This is a genomic window from Jiella sonneratiae, assembly GCF_017353515.1.
GTDB lineage: Bacteria > Pseudomonadota > Alphaproteobacteria > Rhizobiales > Rhizobiaceae > Jiella > Jiella sonneratiae.
Window position 1 is genome coordinate 19,198 of the sequence record NZ_JAFMPY010000003.1, and the last position, 16,478, is coordinate 35,675.

Sequence of the window (16,478 nt, forward strand, 5' to 3'; positions counted from 1 at the left end):
ATCCGGCCGCAAATCCGGGCGATCGCCCCGAGCCGGCGAGCGGGGCAATCGCTTGAAGACCAGGAGCCGTCGGCGACGCTTCGATCTCCCCCCTTGCGGGGGAGAAGGGTGGCAACCCAGAGGGGGGTGCAGCGCCGTCAGTCGAAGGTTTTCTTGACCATACCCCCCTCTGCCTTCCGGCATCTCCCCCGCAAGGGGGGAGATCGGGCCAATCGCCTCGCCTAGCCACAGTTCAATCGATCGTCGCGACTGGCTGAGAAAGCACTTGCGTTCGCGGCACGAAGCCTCTAATCAGCTCCCCACAGGCGCCGGCTACCGGCGTCGAGCGCCCATCGTCTAGCGGTCAGGACGGCGCCCTCTCACGGCGCAAACAGGGGTTCGATTCCCCTTGGGCGTACCACTTTTCCTCATTTGATCATCGTCGACTTCAACCGCCTGAGCGCAGGCTGGTTACGGCCGTCTTCCGCGCCGCGGAATTCGTCCCTCCGGCCGCCCGCAGGCTCGAAGCCACGGCAGGGGATTTCCCTCCGACGGACGAGCGTTGCCGGCTGGTCCGCCACGCCGCGTCAGATCGCCGCTTCGATCAGGAACGGGCCCTTGCGGGCGTTCGCGGCGCGCAGCAGATCCGCCAGCGCTTCGCCGGTCTCCGCCCGGGCCGCCTCGACGCCGTGGCCCCCGGCGAGCGCCACCCAGTCGAGCGGCGGATCGTCGAAACGCAGCATCCGGCGGGCGTTCTCGCCATATTGCAGGATGCCGACGTTGCGCATCTCGTGTTCGAGGATGGCGTAGCGGCGGTTGGAGAGAATCACCGTCGTCACGTCGAGGCGTTCGCGCGCCTGCGTCCACAGTGCCTGGATCGTATACATGGCGCTGCCGTCCGCCTGCAGGCAGACGACGCGGCGGCCGGGGCAGGCGACGGCGGCGCCGGTTCCGAGCGGCAGGCCGATCCCGATCGAACCGCCGGTGATCTGCAGATAGTCGTGGCGTGCCCCGCCGTAGCTCGTCTCGAAGAAGGTGGCGCCGGCGCTGATCGATTCGTCGCAGACGATCGCTTCCTCGGGCAGCAGCGCGGCGACGATGGCGCAGGTCGACTGCGCGGTCAGCGGACCCTTCGGCAGGTCGTCCGGCCGAAATCCCGGGGCAGGGGCGGGGCCGGGGGCAGTGGCGGTCCTCGGCCGGTGTTCCGCGCCGACCCCCTCGGCGAGAAGCGCGAGCGCCTCTGCGAGGTCCTCGTCGGGCTCGACCAGCCGGTAGAGGCTCGCCGCGGGGTCCTGAAGCTCGCTCGGCTTGCCCGGATAGGCGAAGAAGCCGACCGGCGGGCGCGCATCGATCAAGACGACGCGTTTGGCGCCGGCGAGGTGGCGGACGGCGTCGTCGACGCCGTAGGGAAGCTTGCCGATGGCGATCCTGCCTGTGCCGCGCTCGATTCGTGCGTTGAAGGTCTCCGCGACGAACTCGGCCCCTGTCCTTTCCGCAATGGCCGCGACGAGGGGAAGGACGTCCGCGCGCAGCGCCCGGCCGCCGACGAGAAAGACGGTCCGCCCGCCGGTCGCGACGGCGCGCGCGATCGCCCGGATCTTCGCCGCGTCGACGGCCTTCGGCGCATCGCGCGCGAGGGGGACGATCGGGACCGGCGCGGCGGCGTTCCAGGCGGCGTCGCCCGGAAGCACGAGCGTCGCGACGCCCGGCGTCGAGACGGCGGCCCGCCACGCCGCAGCCGCCAGCGGGCCGACCTCGTCCGGCCGGGTCGCCCGTCCGAGCCAGTTCGACATCGGCCGCGCCAGGCCGTCGATGTCGCTGGCGAGCGGCGCCTCGTGTCTCAGATGATGGGTGGCGTGGTCGCCGACGACGTTGATCAGCGGCGTGCGCGCCCGCTTGGCGTTGTGGAGATTGGCAAGACCGTTCGCGAGGCCCGGCCCGAGATGCAGGAGGGTCGCCGCCGGCTTTTCCGCCATGCGGGCGTAGCCGTCCGCCGCGCCGGTGACGACGCCCTCGAACAGTCCGAGGACGCAGCGCATCTCCGGCCGCCGGTCGAGCGCTCCGACGAAATGCATCTCCGAGGTGCCCGGATTGGCGAAGCAGGTGTCGACGCCCTGGGCGATCAGCGTGTCGCAGAGCCGTTCGGCGCCGTTCGTCTTGCGTTCAGCACTCATCGCAGCCCTTTCGCATGTGACGTGGTGTTCGCTCGGTCCCATCGGGCATCGCGTCGGAACTCACGCCGCGGCCGGGCGTCCGGCTTTCCGGCGCCGTCCGCGGGGCGTCGCGCCGTCCCGCATCGACCCGTTTGCGCAAAGGCCGGTCGTCCCGGCCTTTGCGCGCTTGGAAATCTCGGGCGTCGGAGAGGCCGGGCAAGCCTCGGATCGGCAGGCTGAAGGCCGGAGCATGTCCGATGCCGCACGACTGCGACCCTGGCGTTTCCGCCGCCCCGGTCTTCGGGTCAGGCCGCGGCGTGATGCACCCGGCGCTGGATCATCGGCGAGCCGGCGAGGCCGTGCAGCGTCTTGGCGCCGGCGAGCACCGCCAGATCGGCCAGCGGCTCGATGACCACCACCAGCATGTAGGCGCCGCCGAAGGCAAGCACGTTGGCGACGTTCGCCGCCCCGAAGCCCTGGCCGTAGAACGCCCAGAACGCCACCCAGGCGACGATGCCGCCCTGATAGGCGGTGGAGAGCGTCAGCGCCTGGCGGTAGCTGAGGTCGACATAGGCGGTCCGGGGCGCAATCAGGCGCTCGGCAAGCGCCGAGAGCGCGAACAGCGGGACGATCAGCGTCGTGACGTTCATGCCGTATTGCGGCAGGTCGAAGGGCGCGAAGAACAGCCCCTGGAGGAGAAGCCCGACGACGAGGCCGATCCCCGCGGCCCCCGCGCCGAACAGCAGGAGGAGCGTCGAGCCGAGGATCAGATGCACCTCGGAGACGCCGGCCGGATAATGCGGCAGGATCTGAAAGAACGAGAAGACGAGGGCGGTGGTCGCCACCGACCGCATGGCCAGCGCCGCGGCGCCGCCGTCGGTGCGGATGGTCGAGAGCGCCATCTTGCCGACGAGGCCGAGGGATGCGACGCCCGTCGCATAGCTGAGGACGATCTTGGCGCCGTCGACGACGCCTGGTTCGATATGCATGGGATGTTTCTCCTTTCGCACCCACCGTGCGAGGATCGTTTCGGGTTGCGCCTTCGGGCGCGGACGTCGATGGCAGGTCTCCTGGCTCGCGGGTCGTCGCCTTGCCCACCTTCCCGGCCGTTCCGGCCAGTGGCATTCAGGGCTGGGCTCGCCGCTCACAGTTGCGGGGGCAGCCACGGTCTCGGTCCCTGATGGGTACGCCTCACCGTGTTCCCTTTTCATCCGCGTCGCTCTCGCTTGGCGGAACCATCGCCCCAATGGCTACGCAACGGTCGCGGGCTTGGCAAGGGCGAAGGCCGCGGCCGCCGTGTCCCGGCGCGGCGGCGTCGCTTGAATTCCAAGGTCTGCCGCGCTCAGATGCACGGATAGGGACCGACGCGGTTTCGGGCGGCCTATGCGGCCGGGATCCGACGAAAAAAAGCGCGGCGCGGGGAAACGACGGAGGAGCGACGCCATGGATTTCTCGCCGACCGAGGAGCAGCAGCAGATCTTCGCCATGGCGCGGGATTTCGCCGCCGAGAAGATGGCGCCCTTCGCCGCGCGCTGGGAGGCGGAGAAGCGCCTGCCGCGAAACGTGCTCGAGGAACTCGCCGCCCTCGGCATGGCGGCGATCTACGTCCGCGACGATTTCGGCTCGGGTCTTTCGCGGCTCGACGCGGTCCTGATCTTCGAGGCGCTGTCCTACGGCGATCCGTCGGTCTCGGCGTTTCTCTCGATCCACAACATGGTCGCCTGGATGGTCGACGGATTCGGCAGCGAGGAACAGCGCCGGACCTTCCTGCCCAAACTCGTCTCGATGCAGGCGGTCGGCAGCTACTGCCTGACCGAGCCCGGGTCGGGCTCGGATGCCGCGGCACTGCGCACCAGCGCGCGGCGCGACGGGGACGGCTGGGTCCTCGACGGCACCAAGAGCTTCATTTCCGGCGCCGGCTTCTCGGACCTTTATCTCGTCATGGCGCGCAGCGGCGAGGCGGGGCCGAAGGGCATTTCCGCCTTCCTGGTCGAGAAGGGCACGCCGGGCCTTTCCTTCGGCGCCGAGGAGCGGAAGATGGGCTGGATCGCCCAGCCGACCGCCGAGGTCCGGTTCGAGGCCTGCCGCCTACCCGCCGGAAACCTCCTCGGCGAGGAGGGCAGGGGCTTTTCCTACGCCATGAAGGGTCTCGACGGCGGCCGGCTCAACATCGCCGCCTGCGCGCTCGGCGCCGCCCAGGCGGCGCTCGACAGGACGCTTTCCTACATGCGCGAGCGCCAAGCCTTCGGGCGGACGCTGACGGAATTCCAGGCGCTGCAGTTCCGGCTCGCCGACATGGAGACCGAGCTCTCGGCGGCGCGGATCTTCCTGCGCGAGGCGGCCTGGAAGCTCGACCGCAAGGCTCCGGACGCGACCAAGGCCTGCGCCATGGCGAAGCGCTTCGTCACCGATGCGAGCTTCGAGGTGGCGAACATGGCGCTGCAGCTGCACGGCGGCTACGGCTATCTCGCCGACTACGGGATCGAGAAGATCGTCCGCGATCTGCGGGTCCACCAGATTCTCGAAGGCAGCAACGAGATCATGCGCCTGATCGTCGCGAGGGCGATGCTGGCCGGCGACTGAGGGCGGCCAGTCTGCCGCCGCGCACCTTGCCGCTGGCTGGATGCGGCCGGCCAGCCGCGGCCGTGGGAAGGAAATTCCTCCGAAAAAACTCGTCCGGTGTGAAATCTGCAATAGTTTTGCCACAAGCTGGCGTAATTCGTATTGCTCAGCGACGCGGGCGGACTCGAGGGGAACGAGGCCGCGCGTGTCAGCCGGGGTTGGGGGTCGTTCGACTTGAAAAGCCGTCACTGGATTGTTCCGTCGCTTGCAGCCGTCCTCGGGGGGATTGGCTACGGCGTCGCACAGAACATGCCGTCTGACGACGCCGGGGTTGCCGCTCCGGCCATCGCGCAGGCCGCCGACGGCGACGGTTCGGCGGCTGTTGCCGCGGACAAGGTCTCGCTCGGATACCGGCGCAAGGGCGACGAGGATTTCGCCGAGGTCAACGTCTCGACCGTCGAGCCCTTCGCCGGGGCCGTCGATCATCGTCTTGCCGAAAGCGTCGCGGCGAGCCGGATTCCGCAGGCAGCCCTGTCCCCCGACCGGATGGCGGGCGCGGCCGGCAACGGCGCCTCCGCATTCCTGAGGAAGGTCGCCGCGGCGGGCGACGCCGCGGCGCGGGTCGCTGCCGGCGGAAGTGCGGCACCCGCCTTCGAGGCGACGCCTCTGTCCAGCCGGCTCTCCGGCGCCGGCGAGCAGGCCTGGCAGTCGCGCTACTTCGCCGACAATCCGCTGGTCGGCGGCATCTATCAGGGCGACGGCAACCGGTCCGACGCGTCGGCGCTTCTCGGCGCCGCGAAGGCCGCCCGCTACGTCCTCCTTGGCGAGACCCACGACAATCCCGATCATCACCGCCTGCAGAACGACATCGTCGCGGATCTCGCCGCCCAGTCGGCCGACATGTCGCTGGTCTTCGAGATGATCCCGATGCGGCTCGGCAGCGCCGTCTCGGCCTTCGGCTCGTCTGAGGCGGGGTCGATCGACCTCGATTCGCTCGCGGACCGGCTCGAATGGACGGCGCGTGGCTGGCCCGACTTTTCAGGCTATCGTCCGCTCTTCGAGACCGCCAAACGCCAGGGCCTGTCGGTCGCGGCGGGGGATCTCGACCGTGACGTCGTCAGTTCGATCGCCGCGAACGGCGTCGACAACCTGCCGGCCGAAGAGCGCGCCCGGCTTTCGCTGGATGCTCCCGCCGACCCCGCTTTGCGCGCCGAGCTCGAGGACGAGGTGCGCAGCGCCCATTGCGGCCTGATGCCGGTGGCCGCCATCGCGCCGATGGCCGTTGCCCAGCGCGCCCGTGACGGGGCGCTCGCCGCCGCGATGGTCGACGCCGCGAAGACCCGCGACAAGGCGGTGCTGATCGCCGGTGCCGGTCATGTCCGCGCCGACCGTGGCGTGCCCTCGATCCTGAAGAAGAAGGATCCGGCAGCCGACGCCCTGTCGGTGCGGATGCTCGAGGTCGCGGGCGAGGACGGCGATCCCGCCGATTACGGCCTCAGCGCCGAGGCGCCGGCCCCTTACGACTTTACGATCTTCACCCCCCGCGCCGACGTCGACGATCCGTGCCAGTCGCTGCGCCGGCGCATGGAGGAAAAGGCCGGCGAGTGAGGCGAGGGCCGGGGCTGGGCGGGCTCAGAACCCGTAGAACGTCCGGATCGCCTGCCAGCCCTCCTCCGCCGTTTCCGCGAAGGTGATCAGGTCGAGGTCGCCCGGTGCGATCGTGCCTTCCTCCGCCAGGACCTCGAAGTTCAACACCCGCCGCCAGAACCCTTCTCCGAACAGCACGACCGGGATCTTCTGCATCCGCCTCGTCTGGATGAGGGCCAGCGCCTCGAACAGTTCGTCCATCGTGCCGAAGCCGCCGGGAAAGATCGCCATCGCCTTCGCCCTGACGAGGAAATGCATCTTGCGGATGGCGAAGTAGTGGAAGTTGAAGCAGAGTTCGGGCGTCGCGAACCGGTTCGGCTCCTGTTCGTGAGGCACCGTGATATTGAGTGCGATCGACGGGGCGCCGACGTCCGCGGCGCCGCGATTGCCGGCTTCCATGACGCCCGGACCGCCGCCGGTGACGATGACGAACTCCTTGCCCCCGTGGCTGTCTGCCGAATGCTGCGAGGCGAGCCGGGCGAAGCGCCGCGCCTCTTCGTAGAATTTCGAATTGGCCTCGAGATTCTTCTTCTGGGTCTCGTTGCGGGCCGCCCAGGCGGCGACGCCGGGCGGCGGGATCCGCGCGCCGCCGAACAGCACCACCGTCGACAGGATGCCGGCGTCGAGGAAGGCGAGTTCCGGCTTCATCAGTTCGAGCTGCAGCCGCACTCCGCGGGTCTCCTCCCGCGTCAGGAAGTCGGGATCGTCGAAGGCGAGGCGATAGGTCGGCGACCGGGTCTGCGGCGTGCCGCCGGATTTCCTCGCGGCTTCCTGCCGGTCGCTGCGCGAACTCGGAAACGGGTCCCAGCCGTCGCGGTTGCGCGGTGTGTCGTCTGACATGCTCGGGCCTTGCATCTGTGGCTTCGATTGACCTTCCGAAAGCTGGGAACTAGGGTCCGCCGCGATTTGCACAGGGTGCCCTTTCCGGCGCCGCTCATCACCGAACATGGAGCCATGCCGATGACCGCGCCCGACCGCGCCGCCCTCGAAGCCACGATCGAACGCGCCTTCGACGAGCGCGACGCGGTCTCCCCCGCGACGACCGGCGCGGTGCGCGAGGCGGTGGACGCGGCGCTCGACCTGCTCGACCGCGGCGAGGCCCGCGTCGCGACGCGGGGGGCGGACGGCTCCTGGACCGTGCATCAGTGGCTGAAGAAGGCCGTGCTCCTCTCCTTCCGGCTCAACGACATGGCGGTGATCGAGGGCGGGCCGGGCGGCGCGACCTGGTGGGACAAGGTGCCGTCGAAGTTCGAGGGCTGGGGCGAGAACCGGTTCCGCGAGGCGGGGCTGAGGGCGGTGCCGAACGCCGTCGTCCGCCGCTCGGCGCATGTCGGCCGCGGCGTCGTGCTGATGCCCTCCTTCGTCAATCTCGGCGCCTATGTCGACGAAGGCACGATGGTCGATACCTGGGCGACGGTCGGTTCCTGCGCCCAGATCGGCAAAAACGTGCATCTGTCCGGCGGCGTCGGCATCGGCGGCGTTCTCGAACCGATGCAGGCCGGGCCGACGATCATCGAGGACAACTGCTTCATCGGCGCGCGCTCGGAGGTGGTCGAGGGCTGCATCGTGCGCGAGGGCTCGGTGCTCGGCATGGGCGTCTTCATCGGCAAGTCGACGAAGATCGTCGACCGGGCGACCGGCGAGATCTCCTATGGCGAGGTGCCGCCCTATTCGGTGGTCGTCGCCGGGGCGCTGCCCGGCAAGCCGATGGGCAACGGCGAGCCGGGGCCGAGCCTCTACTGCGCTGTCATCGTCAAGCGTGTCGACGAGCGGACGCGGTCGAAGACCTCGATCAACGAGCTGCTGAGGAGCTGAGGGCAGCGCGTCCCGACGCGCGTCCGAAACCGTGAGAGCGCGATTGCCCCGGGCCTGAACTCATCCTGGGCCGAGCTTTCGGGTGAGTGCCAACCACGCTGCAGATCGCCGGAACGCAGCGCCCGCCATATCGGGAAGGTCCGGCGGGAGAGCGACGATCCGATGCAGCACGATCTCACCGTTCGGCCGATCGAGGCGGGCGACGAAAGCGAGTGGCGCCGGCTCTGGACGGCCTATCTGGCATTCTACGACAGCGTCGCGAGCGAGGACGTCTATCGATCGAGCTTTGCCCGGCTGATCGATCCTGGCGAACGCGACTGCCACGGCCTGCTCGCGGTCGTGGGCGGCCGGCCCGCCGGCCTCGTCCACTACCTCTACCATCGCCACATGTGGAAGCTGGAAGACGTCTGCTATCTGCAGGACCTCTATGCCGACCCCGAACTTCGCGGCAAGGGCGTCGGCCGTGCGCTGATCGAGGCCGTCTATGCCGCGGCGGACGCGAACGGAACGCCGACCGTCTATTGGATGACGCAGGAGTTCAATCACCCGGCGCGACGGCTCTACGACCGCATCGGCACCAAGACGCCCTTCATCAAGTACAACCGCTTCTGAGCGGAGCGTCGGCCCGGGCGAGTCCGGTCGTCGTCGTCACGACCCGCAACGCGCACGAGGAAACGACCGCCATGCCATCGATGTTCGCCATGCCGCTTGCCGCGGCCGGCCTGCTCGGCCTGTTCCAGACGGTTCCCGCGCTGCCCGAAGGCCATGCCGGCCTCTGCCGCACCGAGACTGCGAAGCGCGTCGAATACATCGTCTGCGACGTGCCGCTCGATCGCTACCTGGTTTCGCTTCGGGCGCTCGATGCGGACGGCAGGCCCTACGAAACCTTCGAGGCGGTCAAGGCTTCGATGCCCGATCGAGAGGTCGCGCTGATCATGAATGCCGGCATGTATCACGAGGACCGCCGGCCGGTCGGGCTCGCGGTCCAGGACGGCAGGGAACGCCACGCCGCCGTGCTCGGCACCGGCTCCGGCAACTATTCGCTGCGCCCGAACGGCGTCTTCTTCGTCGAGGACGGCCGCGCCCGGGTGATGGAATCGTCGCGCTACCTTGAGACCCGCCACCGGCCTGAACTCGCGACCCAGTCCGGCCCGATGCTCGTCGTCGACGGCAGGCTGCATCCGCGCTTCATCGAAGGGTCGGACAGTCTGAACGTCCGAAACGGCGTCTGCGCCCGCGAGGACGGCCGGGTCGTCAGCCTCGTCCTCTCGCGCACGCCGGTGAACTTCTGGGACTTCGGCGGCTTCTTCAAGGATCGGCTCGGCTGCCGGAACGCGCTGTTCTTCGACGGCACGATCTCCAGCCTCTACTACCCGGCCGGCGGCATCGACTATCGCCGCGACCGGCTGGGCCCGATGCTCGTCGTCACGCCGCGATGAGCGGCTGAGCGCCGAAAGACGAGCGGAAGTGTGCGGGAAGCTCCCGGCCCTCAGTCGGCGAGCGAGGGCCGGAGCGTCGGCACCGCCGCGTCGCCGTCGCCGAAGCGGGCGGCGAGGTTTTCGTCCCGCTCGCGCGTCCCGTCGGCCGGCGCTTCGGCGGGGGTGGGCACCTTTTTGGCGCCAGCGGCGACGCGGCCGCCCCGGGTGGACGCGACGTCCGGGCGATCATGCTCGACAGTCACCTTGATCGAGCGCGGCACCGCCTCGACCGGAGCCGACCGCTCCGCATCCGTCACCGTCGTCGCGGCCGCTGGCCCGCCTGCGGCGGGGGCGAAGGCGGTGGCCTGGACGAGGCTCGCCGCGGCGCCGCCGCGGCGCTCCGCTTGCTGCCGGCTTGCCGCCCGGCCGGCCGAGGCCACCGTCGCCGCGTCTTCGGCGGCCGGCGCACGCTCGGCGATTCGCGTCGTCTCGATCCGTGCCGGGACGGCCTCGCCCGGTCCACGCCGGGCGACGTCGAGTTCGGCCATGTGGGCCTTGACCTTGGAGCAGTAGCTGCGGGCGGCGGCGGTCATGCGGGTGGTGCGGTGGCCGCCCTTGTATTTCATCGCCGTGCCGCAGACGTCGTGGCCGCTCTGCTCCCAGGCGCCCTTCAGATATTTCATGCCGTAGGTGAGATTGGTGTCGGCGTCGAGGAGGTCGCTGGCAGAGCCCGAAAAGCCGAGGCTGCGGGCGGTCGCCGGCTTGATCTGCGACAGGCCGTAGACGCCGGCGCCGCGGGCGCGGGGATTGTAGCGGCTCTCGACCCTGACGACCGCGAAGGCAAGGGCCGGGGGAATGCCGTTCTCCTTGGCATGCTGGACGATCATCCTGTCGATCGCCGCGCTGCCGGAGATCGTGCCCGTCTCGGCCGATTTGCGCGCCTCGCGCGCCGCGATCACCCGGTCGGCCTTTTTGACACCGCCGGACTTGGCGTCGGTCTCCTGCGTCGCCGCCACCTGCCGGGCGTCGTCGTCGCCCGCGGCATCGTCCTCCTTGCCGGCGAAGGCGACGCCGAGCGGCGAGCCGCCCGGGCCGTCGGCGATGCATCCGGAGACGGCGAGAAGGGCCGCGAGCGCCATCGTGGATGCCGCAAGACGCGGCAGTGAAAGATCGATCGACCGATCCGTCCGGTGAAGCAGCACGTGAGCCCCCGCTCGAAATGTTCCCGCCTGCCGACTTCCGGGCCGATCGCGGCGCAATCGTGGCGAAGAGGTGGCGGCAGCCGTCAAACCTTAACGGATCGTCACCGAGACGGCGTCGCTGTGGCGGCGCGGCATCAACTCGGCTATTCCCGGACGATGATGAAATCACCCATCCCTGACGCCGGGCCTGCCGCTTTCGCGGAAGAGATCGACCCGACCGACCCCGTCGCCGTCCTCGCCGGGCTGATCCGCTGCCCGTCGGTGACGCCTGAGGAGGGGGGCGCGCTCGCCTTGCTCGAGAGGCTGCTCGGGAGCGAAGGCTTCACGGTGGCGCGGCCGGTCTTCACCGAGCCGGGGACGCCGCCGGTGGAGAACCTCTTCGCGGCGATCGGCGTCGCCGGACCGCATCTCGTCTTCGCCGGCCATACCGACGTCGTGCCGCCGGGCGATCCGGCGGAATGGCGCCACGACCCCTTCGGCGCGGTCGTCGAGGACGGGGAGATGATCGGCCGCGGCGCGGTCGACATGAAGGGCGGCATCGCCGCCTTCGTGGCCGCCTTCGCGCGCTATCGCCGCCGGCATGGCCTGCCGCCGGGAAGGCTGTCCTTCCTCGTCACCGGCGACGAGGAGGGGCCCGGCATCAACGGCACGGCGAAGCTGCTCGACTGGGCGAAGGCGAAGGGAGAGCGCTTCACCGCCTGCCTCGTCGGCGAGCCGACCAACCCCGAGGCGCTCGGCGAGATGATCAAGATCGGCCGCCGCGGCTCGCTGTCCTGCGAGGTGCGGGTGATCGGCCGGCAGGGTCACGCGGCCTATCCGCATCTGGCCGACAATCCGGTGGCAAGCGCCGTCCAGATCGCCGACGCGCTCCTCGCCGAACCGCTCGACGGCGGGACGGAGGCCTTCCAGCCGTCCAATCTCGAGATCACCGCGATCGAGACGGGCAATCCTTCCGTCAACGTCATCGCGTCGCGCTGCTCGATCTTCTTCAACGTCCGCTTCAACGACCGATGGTCGGTCCCGACGCTGAAGGCCGAACTCGAGGGACGAATCGCCCGCGGCGCCGCCGCAGAGCGGCTGCGGAAAGGAAGGTCGGCCGCCGGCTACGAACTTTTCTGGCGCGAGCCGCCGTCGGAGGCCTTCCTGACCGAATCGGGCGGCTTGACCGAGGCGCTGGTCGCGGCTGTCGTCGCTGTGACCGGCCGCCGGCCGGAACTTTCCACCTCGGGCGGCACCTCGGATGCACGCTTCATCAAGGATCATTGTCCGGTGGTGGAATTCGGGCTTGTCGGGAAGACCATGCATATGTCCAATGAGCGGGTCGCCTTGTCCGATCTCCGGGGACTGACGGATGTCTATGAAGCCCTCATTTCCCGCTGGTTCGCCGCCAACGCCTGATTTCGTGCCGAATTTTTCGGAAATCGTCCGGTATTTCTCCGGCGCATTCCTGCTGATGGCCGGCAAGCCCGAGGGTCTGCGCCGGCTCGACCTGTCGGCCGACGGCTTCTGGCAGTCCTTCGCGTCGGTGATCGTCGCCATGCCGCCGCTCGCTCTGTCCTGGCTCGCCTACGAGCTCAGCGGCGGCCATGCGCCGACGGGCGAGAGGAGCGGCGTCGTGATCTACGGCGCCCATGCCTTCGCGGACATCCTTGCCTGGCTGCTGCCGGTCTTCATTTTGATGATCGTTGCCCGGCGCATCGGCTATTCGAAGAAGATCGTGCCGCTGGTGGTCGCCTTTAACTGGGGCGGCGCGCTGCTTTCCTGGGCAGTGGTGCCGTACTGGGTGGTGATCATCCTGTTCGGCCCGAACGAGGCGACCGCGCTTCTCGGCCTGCTGGTCACCATCGCGACGGTGACCCTCACCGTGCGGCTGCTCTATTTCGCCCTCGGCCGCGACTTTCCGGCCGCCGTCGCCATCACCGTCATGATGGTCGTCGCCTATCTCATGAGCTACGGCGCGGTGATGGACGTCACCGGCGTGCCGCTGGTGTAAGACACGCCGGGCCGGAGCGTCGACGCTCCGGCCCGGCAGGATCGCGCCCTCGTCAGCCGCCGATCAGGTCGAGTTCCGCCACCGTCTCCGCCGGCAGTTCGATCTCGGCCGCGGCGAGGTTTTCGCGAAGATGCGCGAGGGAACACGTCCCCGGGATCAGAAGGACGTTGTCCGAGCGCCGGAGCAGCCAGGCGAGCGCCACCTGCATCTCCGTATGGCCGAGCCCCGTCGCCACCCTGGACAGCGTTTCCGACTGCAGCGGCGAGAAGCCGCCGAGCGGAAAGAACGGCACATAGGCGATGCCGTCCCGCGCCAGCGCATCGACCAGCCCGTCGTCGTTTCGGTGGGCGAGGTTGTACTGATTCTGCACGCAGACGATTTCGGCGATCCGCCGGCCCTCGGCGACCTGCGCCGGGGTGACGTTGGAAAGGCCGATGTGCCTGACGAGGCCCTGGCGCTGCAGGTCCGCGAGCGCGGTCATCGGTGCCTCGATCGAGCCCTCGGCCGGGCCGTGGACATCGAACATGATCCGCAGATTGACGACATCCATCGCGTCGAGGCCGAGGTTTCTCAGATTGTCCTCGACCGCGCTCCTCAGATCGGCCGGCTTGTCGGCAAGGTTCCAGGAGCCGTCCGGGCCGCGCCGGGCGCCGATCTTGGTGACGATGGTGAGATCCTCCGGATAGGGGAAAAGCGCTTTGCGGATGATCTCGTTGGTGACGTGCGGGCCGTAGAAGTCGCTGGTGTCGATGTGGTCGACGCCGGCTTTAACCGCGGCGCGGAGCACCGCGACCGCCCCGGGGCGGTCCCTGGGCGGGCCGAAGACGCCGGGGCCGGCGAGCTGCATCGCCCCGTAGCCCATGCGTTTCACGGGTCTGTCGCCGAGTCTGAAGGTTCCGGCTTTCGAAAGGTCGGTCATGGTCGAACTCCTCTTTTGTCCGGTTTCCTAGCTAGGCCCTTCCGCTGTGTGCGATAAGCGAGGATGATCCGCACGGGTCGTGCGGAAGGGCGAACGATGACCGATCTGGCCGATCTTCAGGAATTCCTCGCGGTGGTGCGTGCCGGCGGCTTTCGCGATGCGGCGCGCGCTACCGGCAAGAGCGCCTCCGGCCTGTCGGAAGCAGTTCGCCGGCTGGAGGCTCGGCTCGACGTCAGGCTGCTCAACCGGACCACCCGCAGCGTCGCGCCGACAGAGGCGGGGCGGCGGCTGATGGAGCGGCTCGGTCCGGCGCTCCTGGAGGTCGAGGCGGCACTCGACGTCGTCAACCGGTTCCGCGACCGGCCGGCCGGGACGCTGAAGCTCAACGTGCCCGTCGCCGTGGCGCGGCTCGTCCTGCCGAAGATCGTGCCGGGTTTCCTCGCCGCCTTTCCCGACATCCGGCTCGAGGTGATCTGCGAGGACAGCTTCGTCGACGTCCTGGCGGAGGGATGCGACGCCGGCATCCGCTACGACGAGCGGCTGGAGCAGGACATGGTCGCCGTGCCGATCGGCCCGCGCATGCAGAAAATGGCGGTGGCGGCCGCGCCGGCCTATCTCGACCGCGTCGGGCGGCCGGAACATCCGCGCGATCTCCTCGCCCATCGATGCATTCTCGGCCGGTTCCGCGGCGGCGCGCTGACAACGCCCTGGGAGTTCGAAAGGGCCGGCGAGACGGTCAAGGTCGAGGTCTCGGGACCGCTGATCGCCTCGACGGGCGGCGGCATCGATCTTGCCGTCGACGCCGCGGTCGAAGGCGCGGGCGTTATCGGGCTGTTCGAGGAGTGGCTCCGCCCGCCGCTCGATGACGGCCGGCTCGAACCGGTGCTCGAAGACTGGTGGCAGAGCTTTTCCGGGCCGTTTCTCTACTATCCGGGCCGAAAGCACCTGCCGGCGCCGCTCCGGGCATTCGTGGATTTTGCGAGGGGGATGCGGTGGTGAGCGCCACGTCTCCGGCTCGGGATGGTGGTCGCCATGCGTCGCGGTCGTGATTCAGGGCAACATCCCGTCGAGCTCAGCGCGATCCTGATTCTCGATGGTCGTGGATCTTGATCGGCGCATCGTGTTATCTCTAGCTGCAATCTTTCAAGACTCAACGCAGGTCGGAATCAATCTTTCCTGGAGGGTGTGCGACATGTCAGACGACGATACGAGTCGACCTGGCGTCGCTCGGGCACCTCCTGCCGCGACGGTCCGTTCCTCCATGTTCGGCGCTCCCTCGCTGCCTCCCGGCCATTCCCTTCTGTCACTTGACATCGGAGGGATGCGGATCAACCTCATCGTCGAGCCCGTCGACAAACCCATGCTGAGGCAGCGGTTGAGAGAACTCGCGCGGCGAGAAAAGCGACGAGCGAACAGCGCTGGAAATGCAGCACAGACCGCTCAGCAGGTGGGAATTGGAATCGGTGGAGCACTTGCAGCCGGCGGAGGGGTGGCGATGGCGACCGTCGCCTCACCGTTCGTTCTGGGTGCGGCCGTGGTGACAGCGACGGGGGCCGGCATACTCATGCTGGGCCTCGGAATATCCCACTGGATGAATGCCAAGAAGTTTGCGCACGAAGAAAAGGTCGACCGGTACCAGGATGCCGTAGAGGAGTTGCAATGAATGCTTTTTCCGCCACTTCCATCGCACTTCCAGTCCTTGGTGTGACCATCGGGCTGTTCGCGCTGATCGTGCTCGTGCTCTTGGCGAGAAAGGTGAGTCGAGACTCCGACGAGAGCGTCTGGGAGGAACAGAACCTCTTCCGCGATCTCTTCGAAAGCCAGAAAGGCTCGCGTGAGCCGTCAAGCTGACAAGATCGCCGAAGCCGGTCAGCGTTGCTTTCCATACGGGCGACGAAGAGAAGCCGGCATCACCGCAGCCGGAAGGATTGACCTTTCGCCTGCATATTGCCCGAGTCTCCGGTCTGCTCTCGATCAACCCGGCGGCCTTTATCATGCTTCATACGCCGGCAGCGTCCGCTTCGGCGCGTTGCCGTATTCGATCTTCGTCAGATAAAGCCCGTCCGGCGGCGCAACCGGGCCGCAGCGCGTGCGGTCCCTGGCATCGAGGGCCGCGACGACGTCCGCCGTCGTCCAGCGGTGTTCGCCGACGAGCTTCAGCGTGCCGGCGAAGGAGCGGATCTGGTTGTGCAGGAAGGACTGGGCCATGGCGGTGATGTGCACCTCGTCGCCGGGGCCCTTCGTCACCGAGAGTTCCTCCAGCGTGCGGATCGGGTTCTTCGCCTGGCAGTGGGTGGAGCGGAAGGTGTTGAAGTCGTGGGTGCCGACGAGTGCCTGGGCGGCCTCGTGCATGGCGGCGACGTCGAGCGTCTTCCAGACCCACCAGACCTTGCCGCGATCGACGGCGGGGGGCGCCCGGCGATTGAAGATCCGGTAGAGATACCAGCGCTTTCGCGCCGAGAACCTGGCGTCGAAATCGGCCCCGACGCGCTCCGCTGCAACGACCGAGACGAGCTCGTCGCGGATATGGGCGTTGAGCGCGTCGCGCACCGTGTCTTCCGGCCAGTCGCGCGCGAGGTCGACATGCGCCACCTGGCCGGTGGCGTGGACGCCGGCGTCGGTGCGGCCGGCGCCGAACAGCGTCACTGTCTCTTTCGTGAAGCCGCGGATGCCGGTCTCGATCACCTCCTGGACGGAAAGCCCGTTGTCCTGCCGCTGCCAGCCGCAATAGGGCCGGCCGTCATATTCGATGGTGAGCTTGTAGCGGGGCATCGGCAGGCCTTGCGGAAG

At 68.7% G+C, this 16,478-nt stretch carries 16 protein-coding genes, 1 tRNA gene and 1 riboswitch; of the genes, 11 read left to right on the forward strand and 6 right to left on the reverse strand.

The genetic code is table 11. The features are described 5' to 3' along the window. Positions 1-325 precede the first annotated feature (325 nt). A tRNA-Glu gene (locus J1C47_RS02365) sits at positions 326-400 on the forward strand. 166 nt (positions 401-566) lie between these two features. Here the strand turns inward: J1C47_RS02365 and J1C47_RS02370 are convergent. Beyond that, positions 567-2,153 carry an acetolactate synthase large subunit gene (locus J1C47_RS02370; RefSeq protein ID WP_207349125.1) on the reverse strand — a complete coding sequence of 529 codons (1,587 nt, stop codon included), beginning with the start codon at positions 2,151-2,153 and terminating at the stop codon, positions 567-569. A gap of 284 nt (positions 2,154-2,437) precedes the next feature. Then, positions 2,438-3,121 (reverse strand): energy-coupling factor ABC transporter permease, encoded by a 684-nt coding sequence (locus tag J1C47_RS02375; RefSeq protein ID WP_207349126.1) that lies wholly within the window; start codon positions 3,119-3,121, stop codon positions 2,438-2,440. Between the two features lie 54 nt (positions 3,122-3,175). Beyond that, a riboswitch (cobalamin riboswitch) is annotated at positions 3,176-3,387 on the reverse strand. 188 nt (positions 3,388-3,575) lie between these two features. Here J1C47_RS02375 and J1C47_RS02380 point away from each other — a divergent pair. Both J1C47_RS02380 and J1C47_RS02385 read left to right on the forward strand, forming a co-directional pair. Then, a complete protein-coding gene (locus J1C47_RS02380) occupies positions 3,576-4,715 on the forward strand; it encodes an acyl-CoA dehydrogenase family protein (RefSeq protein WP_207349127.1) in 1,140 nt (379 codons plus the stop codon). A 288-nt stretch (positions 4,716-5,003) separates the two neighbouring features. Beyond that, complete coding sequence (locus tag J1C47_RS02385; RefSeq protein ID WP_207349128.1) at positions 5,004-6,302, forward strand: ChaN family lipoprotein; 1,299 nt, start codon at positions 5,004-5,006, stop codon at positions 6,300-6,302. A gap of 24 nt (positions 6,303-6,326) precedes the next feature. On the opposite strand, the gene J1C47_RS02390 is transcribed toward J1C47_RS02385, so the two are convergent. Further along, positions 6,327-7,181 carry an LOG family protein gene (locus tag J1C47_RS02390; RefSeq protein WP_207349129.1) on the reverse strand — a complete coding sequence of 285 codons (855 nt, stop codon included), beginning with the start codon at positions 7,179-7,181 and terminating at the stop codon, positions 6,327-6,329. A gap of 120 nt (positions 7,182-7,301) precedes the next feature. Here J1C47_RS02390 and dapD point away from each other — a divergent pair, with 120 nt between their 5' ends. The 3 genes from dapD to J1C47_RS02405 all read left to right on the forward strand — a co-directional run bounded on the left by dapD (position 7,302) and on the right by J1C47_RS02405 (position 9,595). Then, positions 7,302-8,156 carry a 2,3,4,5-tetrahydropyridine-2,6-dicarboxylate N-succinyltransferase gene (dapD, locus tag J1C47_RS02395; RefSeq protein ID WP_207349130.1) on the forward strand — a complete coding sequence of 285 codons (855 nt, stop codon included), beginning with the start codon at positions 7,302-7,304 and terminating at the stop codon, positions 8,154-8,156. A gap of 162 nt (positions 8,157-8,318) precedes the next feature. After that, positions 8,319-8,768, forward strand: a complete 450-nt coding sequence (locus J1C47_RS02400; protein ID WP_207349131.1) for a GNAT family N-acetyltransferase — start codon at positions 8,319-8,321, stop codon at positions 8,766-8,768. A gap of 71 nt (positions 8,769-8,839) precedes the next feature. Continuing rightward, complete coding sequence (locus J1C47_RS02405) at positions 8,840-9,595, forward strand: phosphodiester glycosidase family protein (protein ID WP_207349132.1); 756 nt, start codon at positions 8,840-8,842, stop codon at positions 9,593-9,595. Between the two features lie 50 nt (positions 9,596-9,645). Here J1C47_RS02405 and J1C47_RS02410 read toward each other — a convergent pair whose 3' ends face one another. After that, positions 9,646-10,713, reverse strand: coding sequence for a lytic transglycosylase domain-containing protein (locus J1C47_RS02410; RefSeq protein ID WP_207349133.1), 1,068 nt, complete (start codon positions 10,711-10,713; stop codon positions 9,646-9,648). 270 nt (positions 10,714-10,983) lie between these two features. Here J1C47_RS02410 and dapE point away from each other — a divergent pair, with 270 nt between their 5' ends. Together dapE and J1C47_RS02420 are read left to right on the forward strand one after the other, a co-directional pair. Beyond that, entirely contained in the window at positions 10,984-12,174 is a 1,191-nt protein-coding gene (gene dapE, locus J1C47_RS02415) for a succinyl-diaminopimelate desuccinylase (protein WP_207349439.1), read from the forward strand. A 4-nt stretch (positions 12,175-12,178) separates the two neighbouring features. Beyond that, positions 12,179-12,769, forward strand: a complete 591-nt coding sequence (locus J1C47_RS02420) for a hypothetical protein (protein ID WP_207349134.1) — start codon at positions 12,179-12,181, stop codon at positions 12,767-12,769. A gap of 52 nt (positions 12,770-12,821) precedes the next feature. On the opposite strand, the gene J1C47_RS02425 is transcribed toward J1C47_RS02420, so the two are convergent. Beyond that, on the reverse strand, positions 12,822-13,688 hold the full coding sequence (locus J1C47_RS02425) for an aldo/keto reductase family oxidoreductase (RefSeq protein ID WP_207349135.1): 867 nt from the start codon (positions 13,686-13,688) through the stop codon (positions 12,822-12,824). A gap of 96 nt (positions 13,689-13,784) precedes the next feature. Here J1C47_RS02425 and J1C47_RS02430 point away from each other — a divergent pair, with 96 nt between their 5' ends. The 3 genes from J1C47_RS02430 (at position 13,785) to J1C47_RS02440 (ending at position 15,539) form a co-directional block, all read left to right on the forward strand. Continuing rightward, complete coding sequence (locus J1C47_RS02430; RefSeq protein ID WP_207349136.1) at positions 13,785-14,687, forward strand: LysR family transcriptional regulator; 903 nt, start codon at positions 13,785-13,787, stop codon at positions 14,685-14,687. 322 nt (positions 14,688-15,009) lie between these two features. Beyond that, positions 15,010-15,351, forward strand: coding sequence for a hypothetical protein (locus J1C47_RS02435; protein ID WP_207349137.1), 342 nt, complete (start codon positions 15,010-15,012; stop codon positions 15,349-15,351). Beyond that, on the forward strand, positions 15,348-15,539 hold the full coding sequence (locus tag J1C47_RS02440) for a hypothetical protein (protein ID WP_207349138.1): 192 nt from the start codon (positions 15,348-15,350) through the stop codon (positions 15,537-15,539). The genes J1C47_RS02435 and J1C47_RS02440 overlap by 4 nt, the downstream gene beginning before the upstream one ends. A 141-nt stretch (positions 15,540-15,680) precedes the next feature. Here the strand turns inward: J1C47_RS02440 and truA are convergent, their stop codons facing one another. Next, positions 15,681-16,460 (reverse strand): tRNA pseudouridine(38-40) synthase TruA, encoded by a 780-nt coding sequence (gene truA / locus J1C47_RS02445; protein ID WP_207349139.1) that lies wholly within the window; start codon positions 16,458-16,460, stop codon positions 15,681-15,683. Positions 16,461-16,478: the final 18 nt, after the last annotated feature.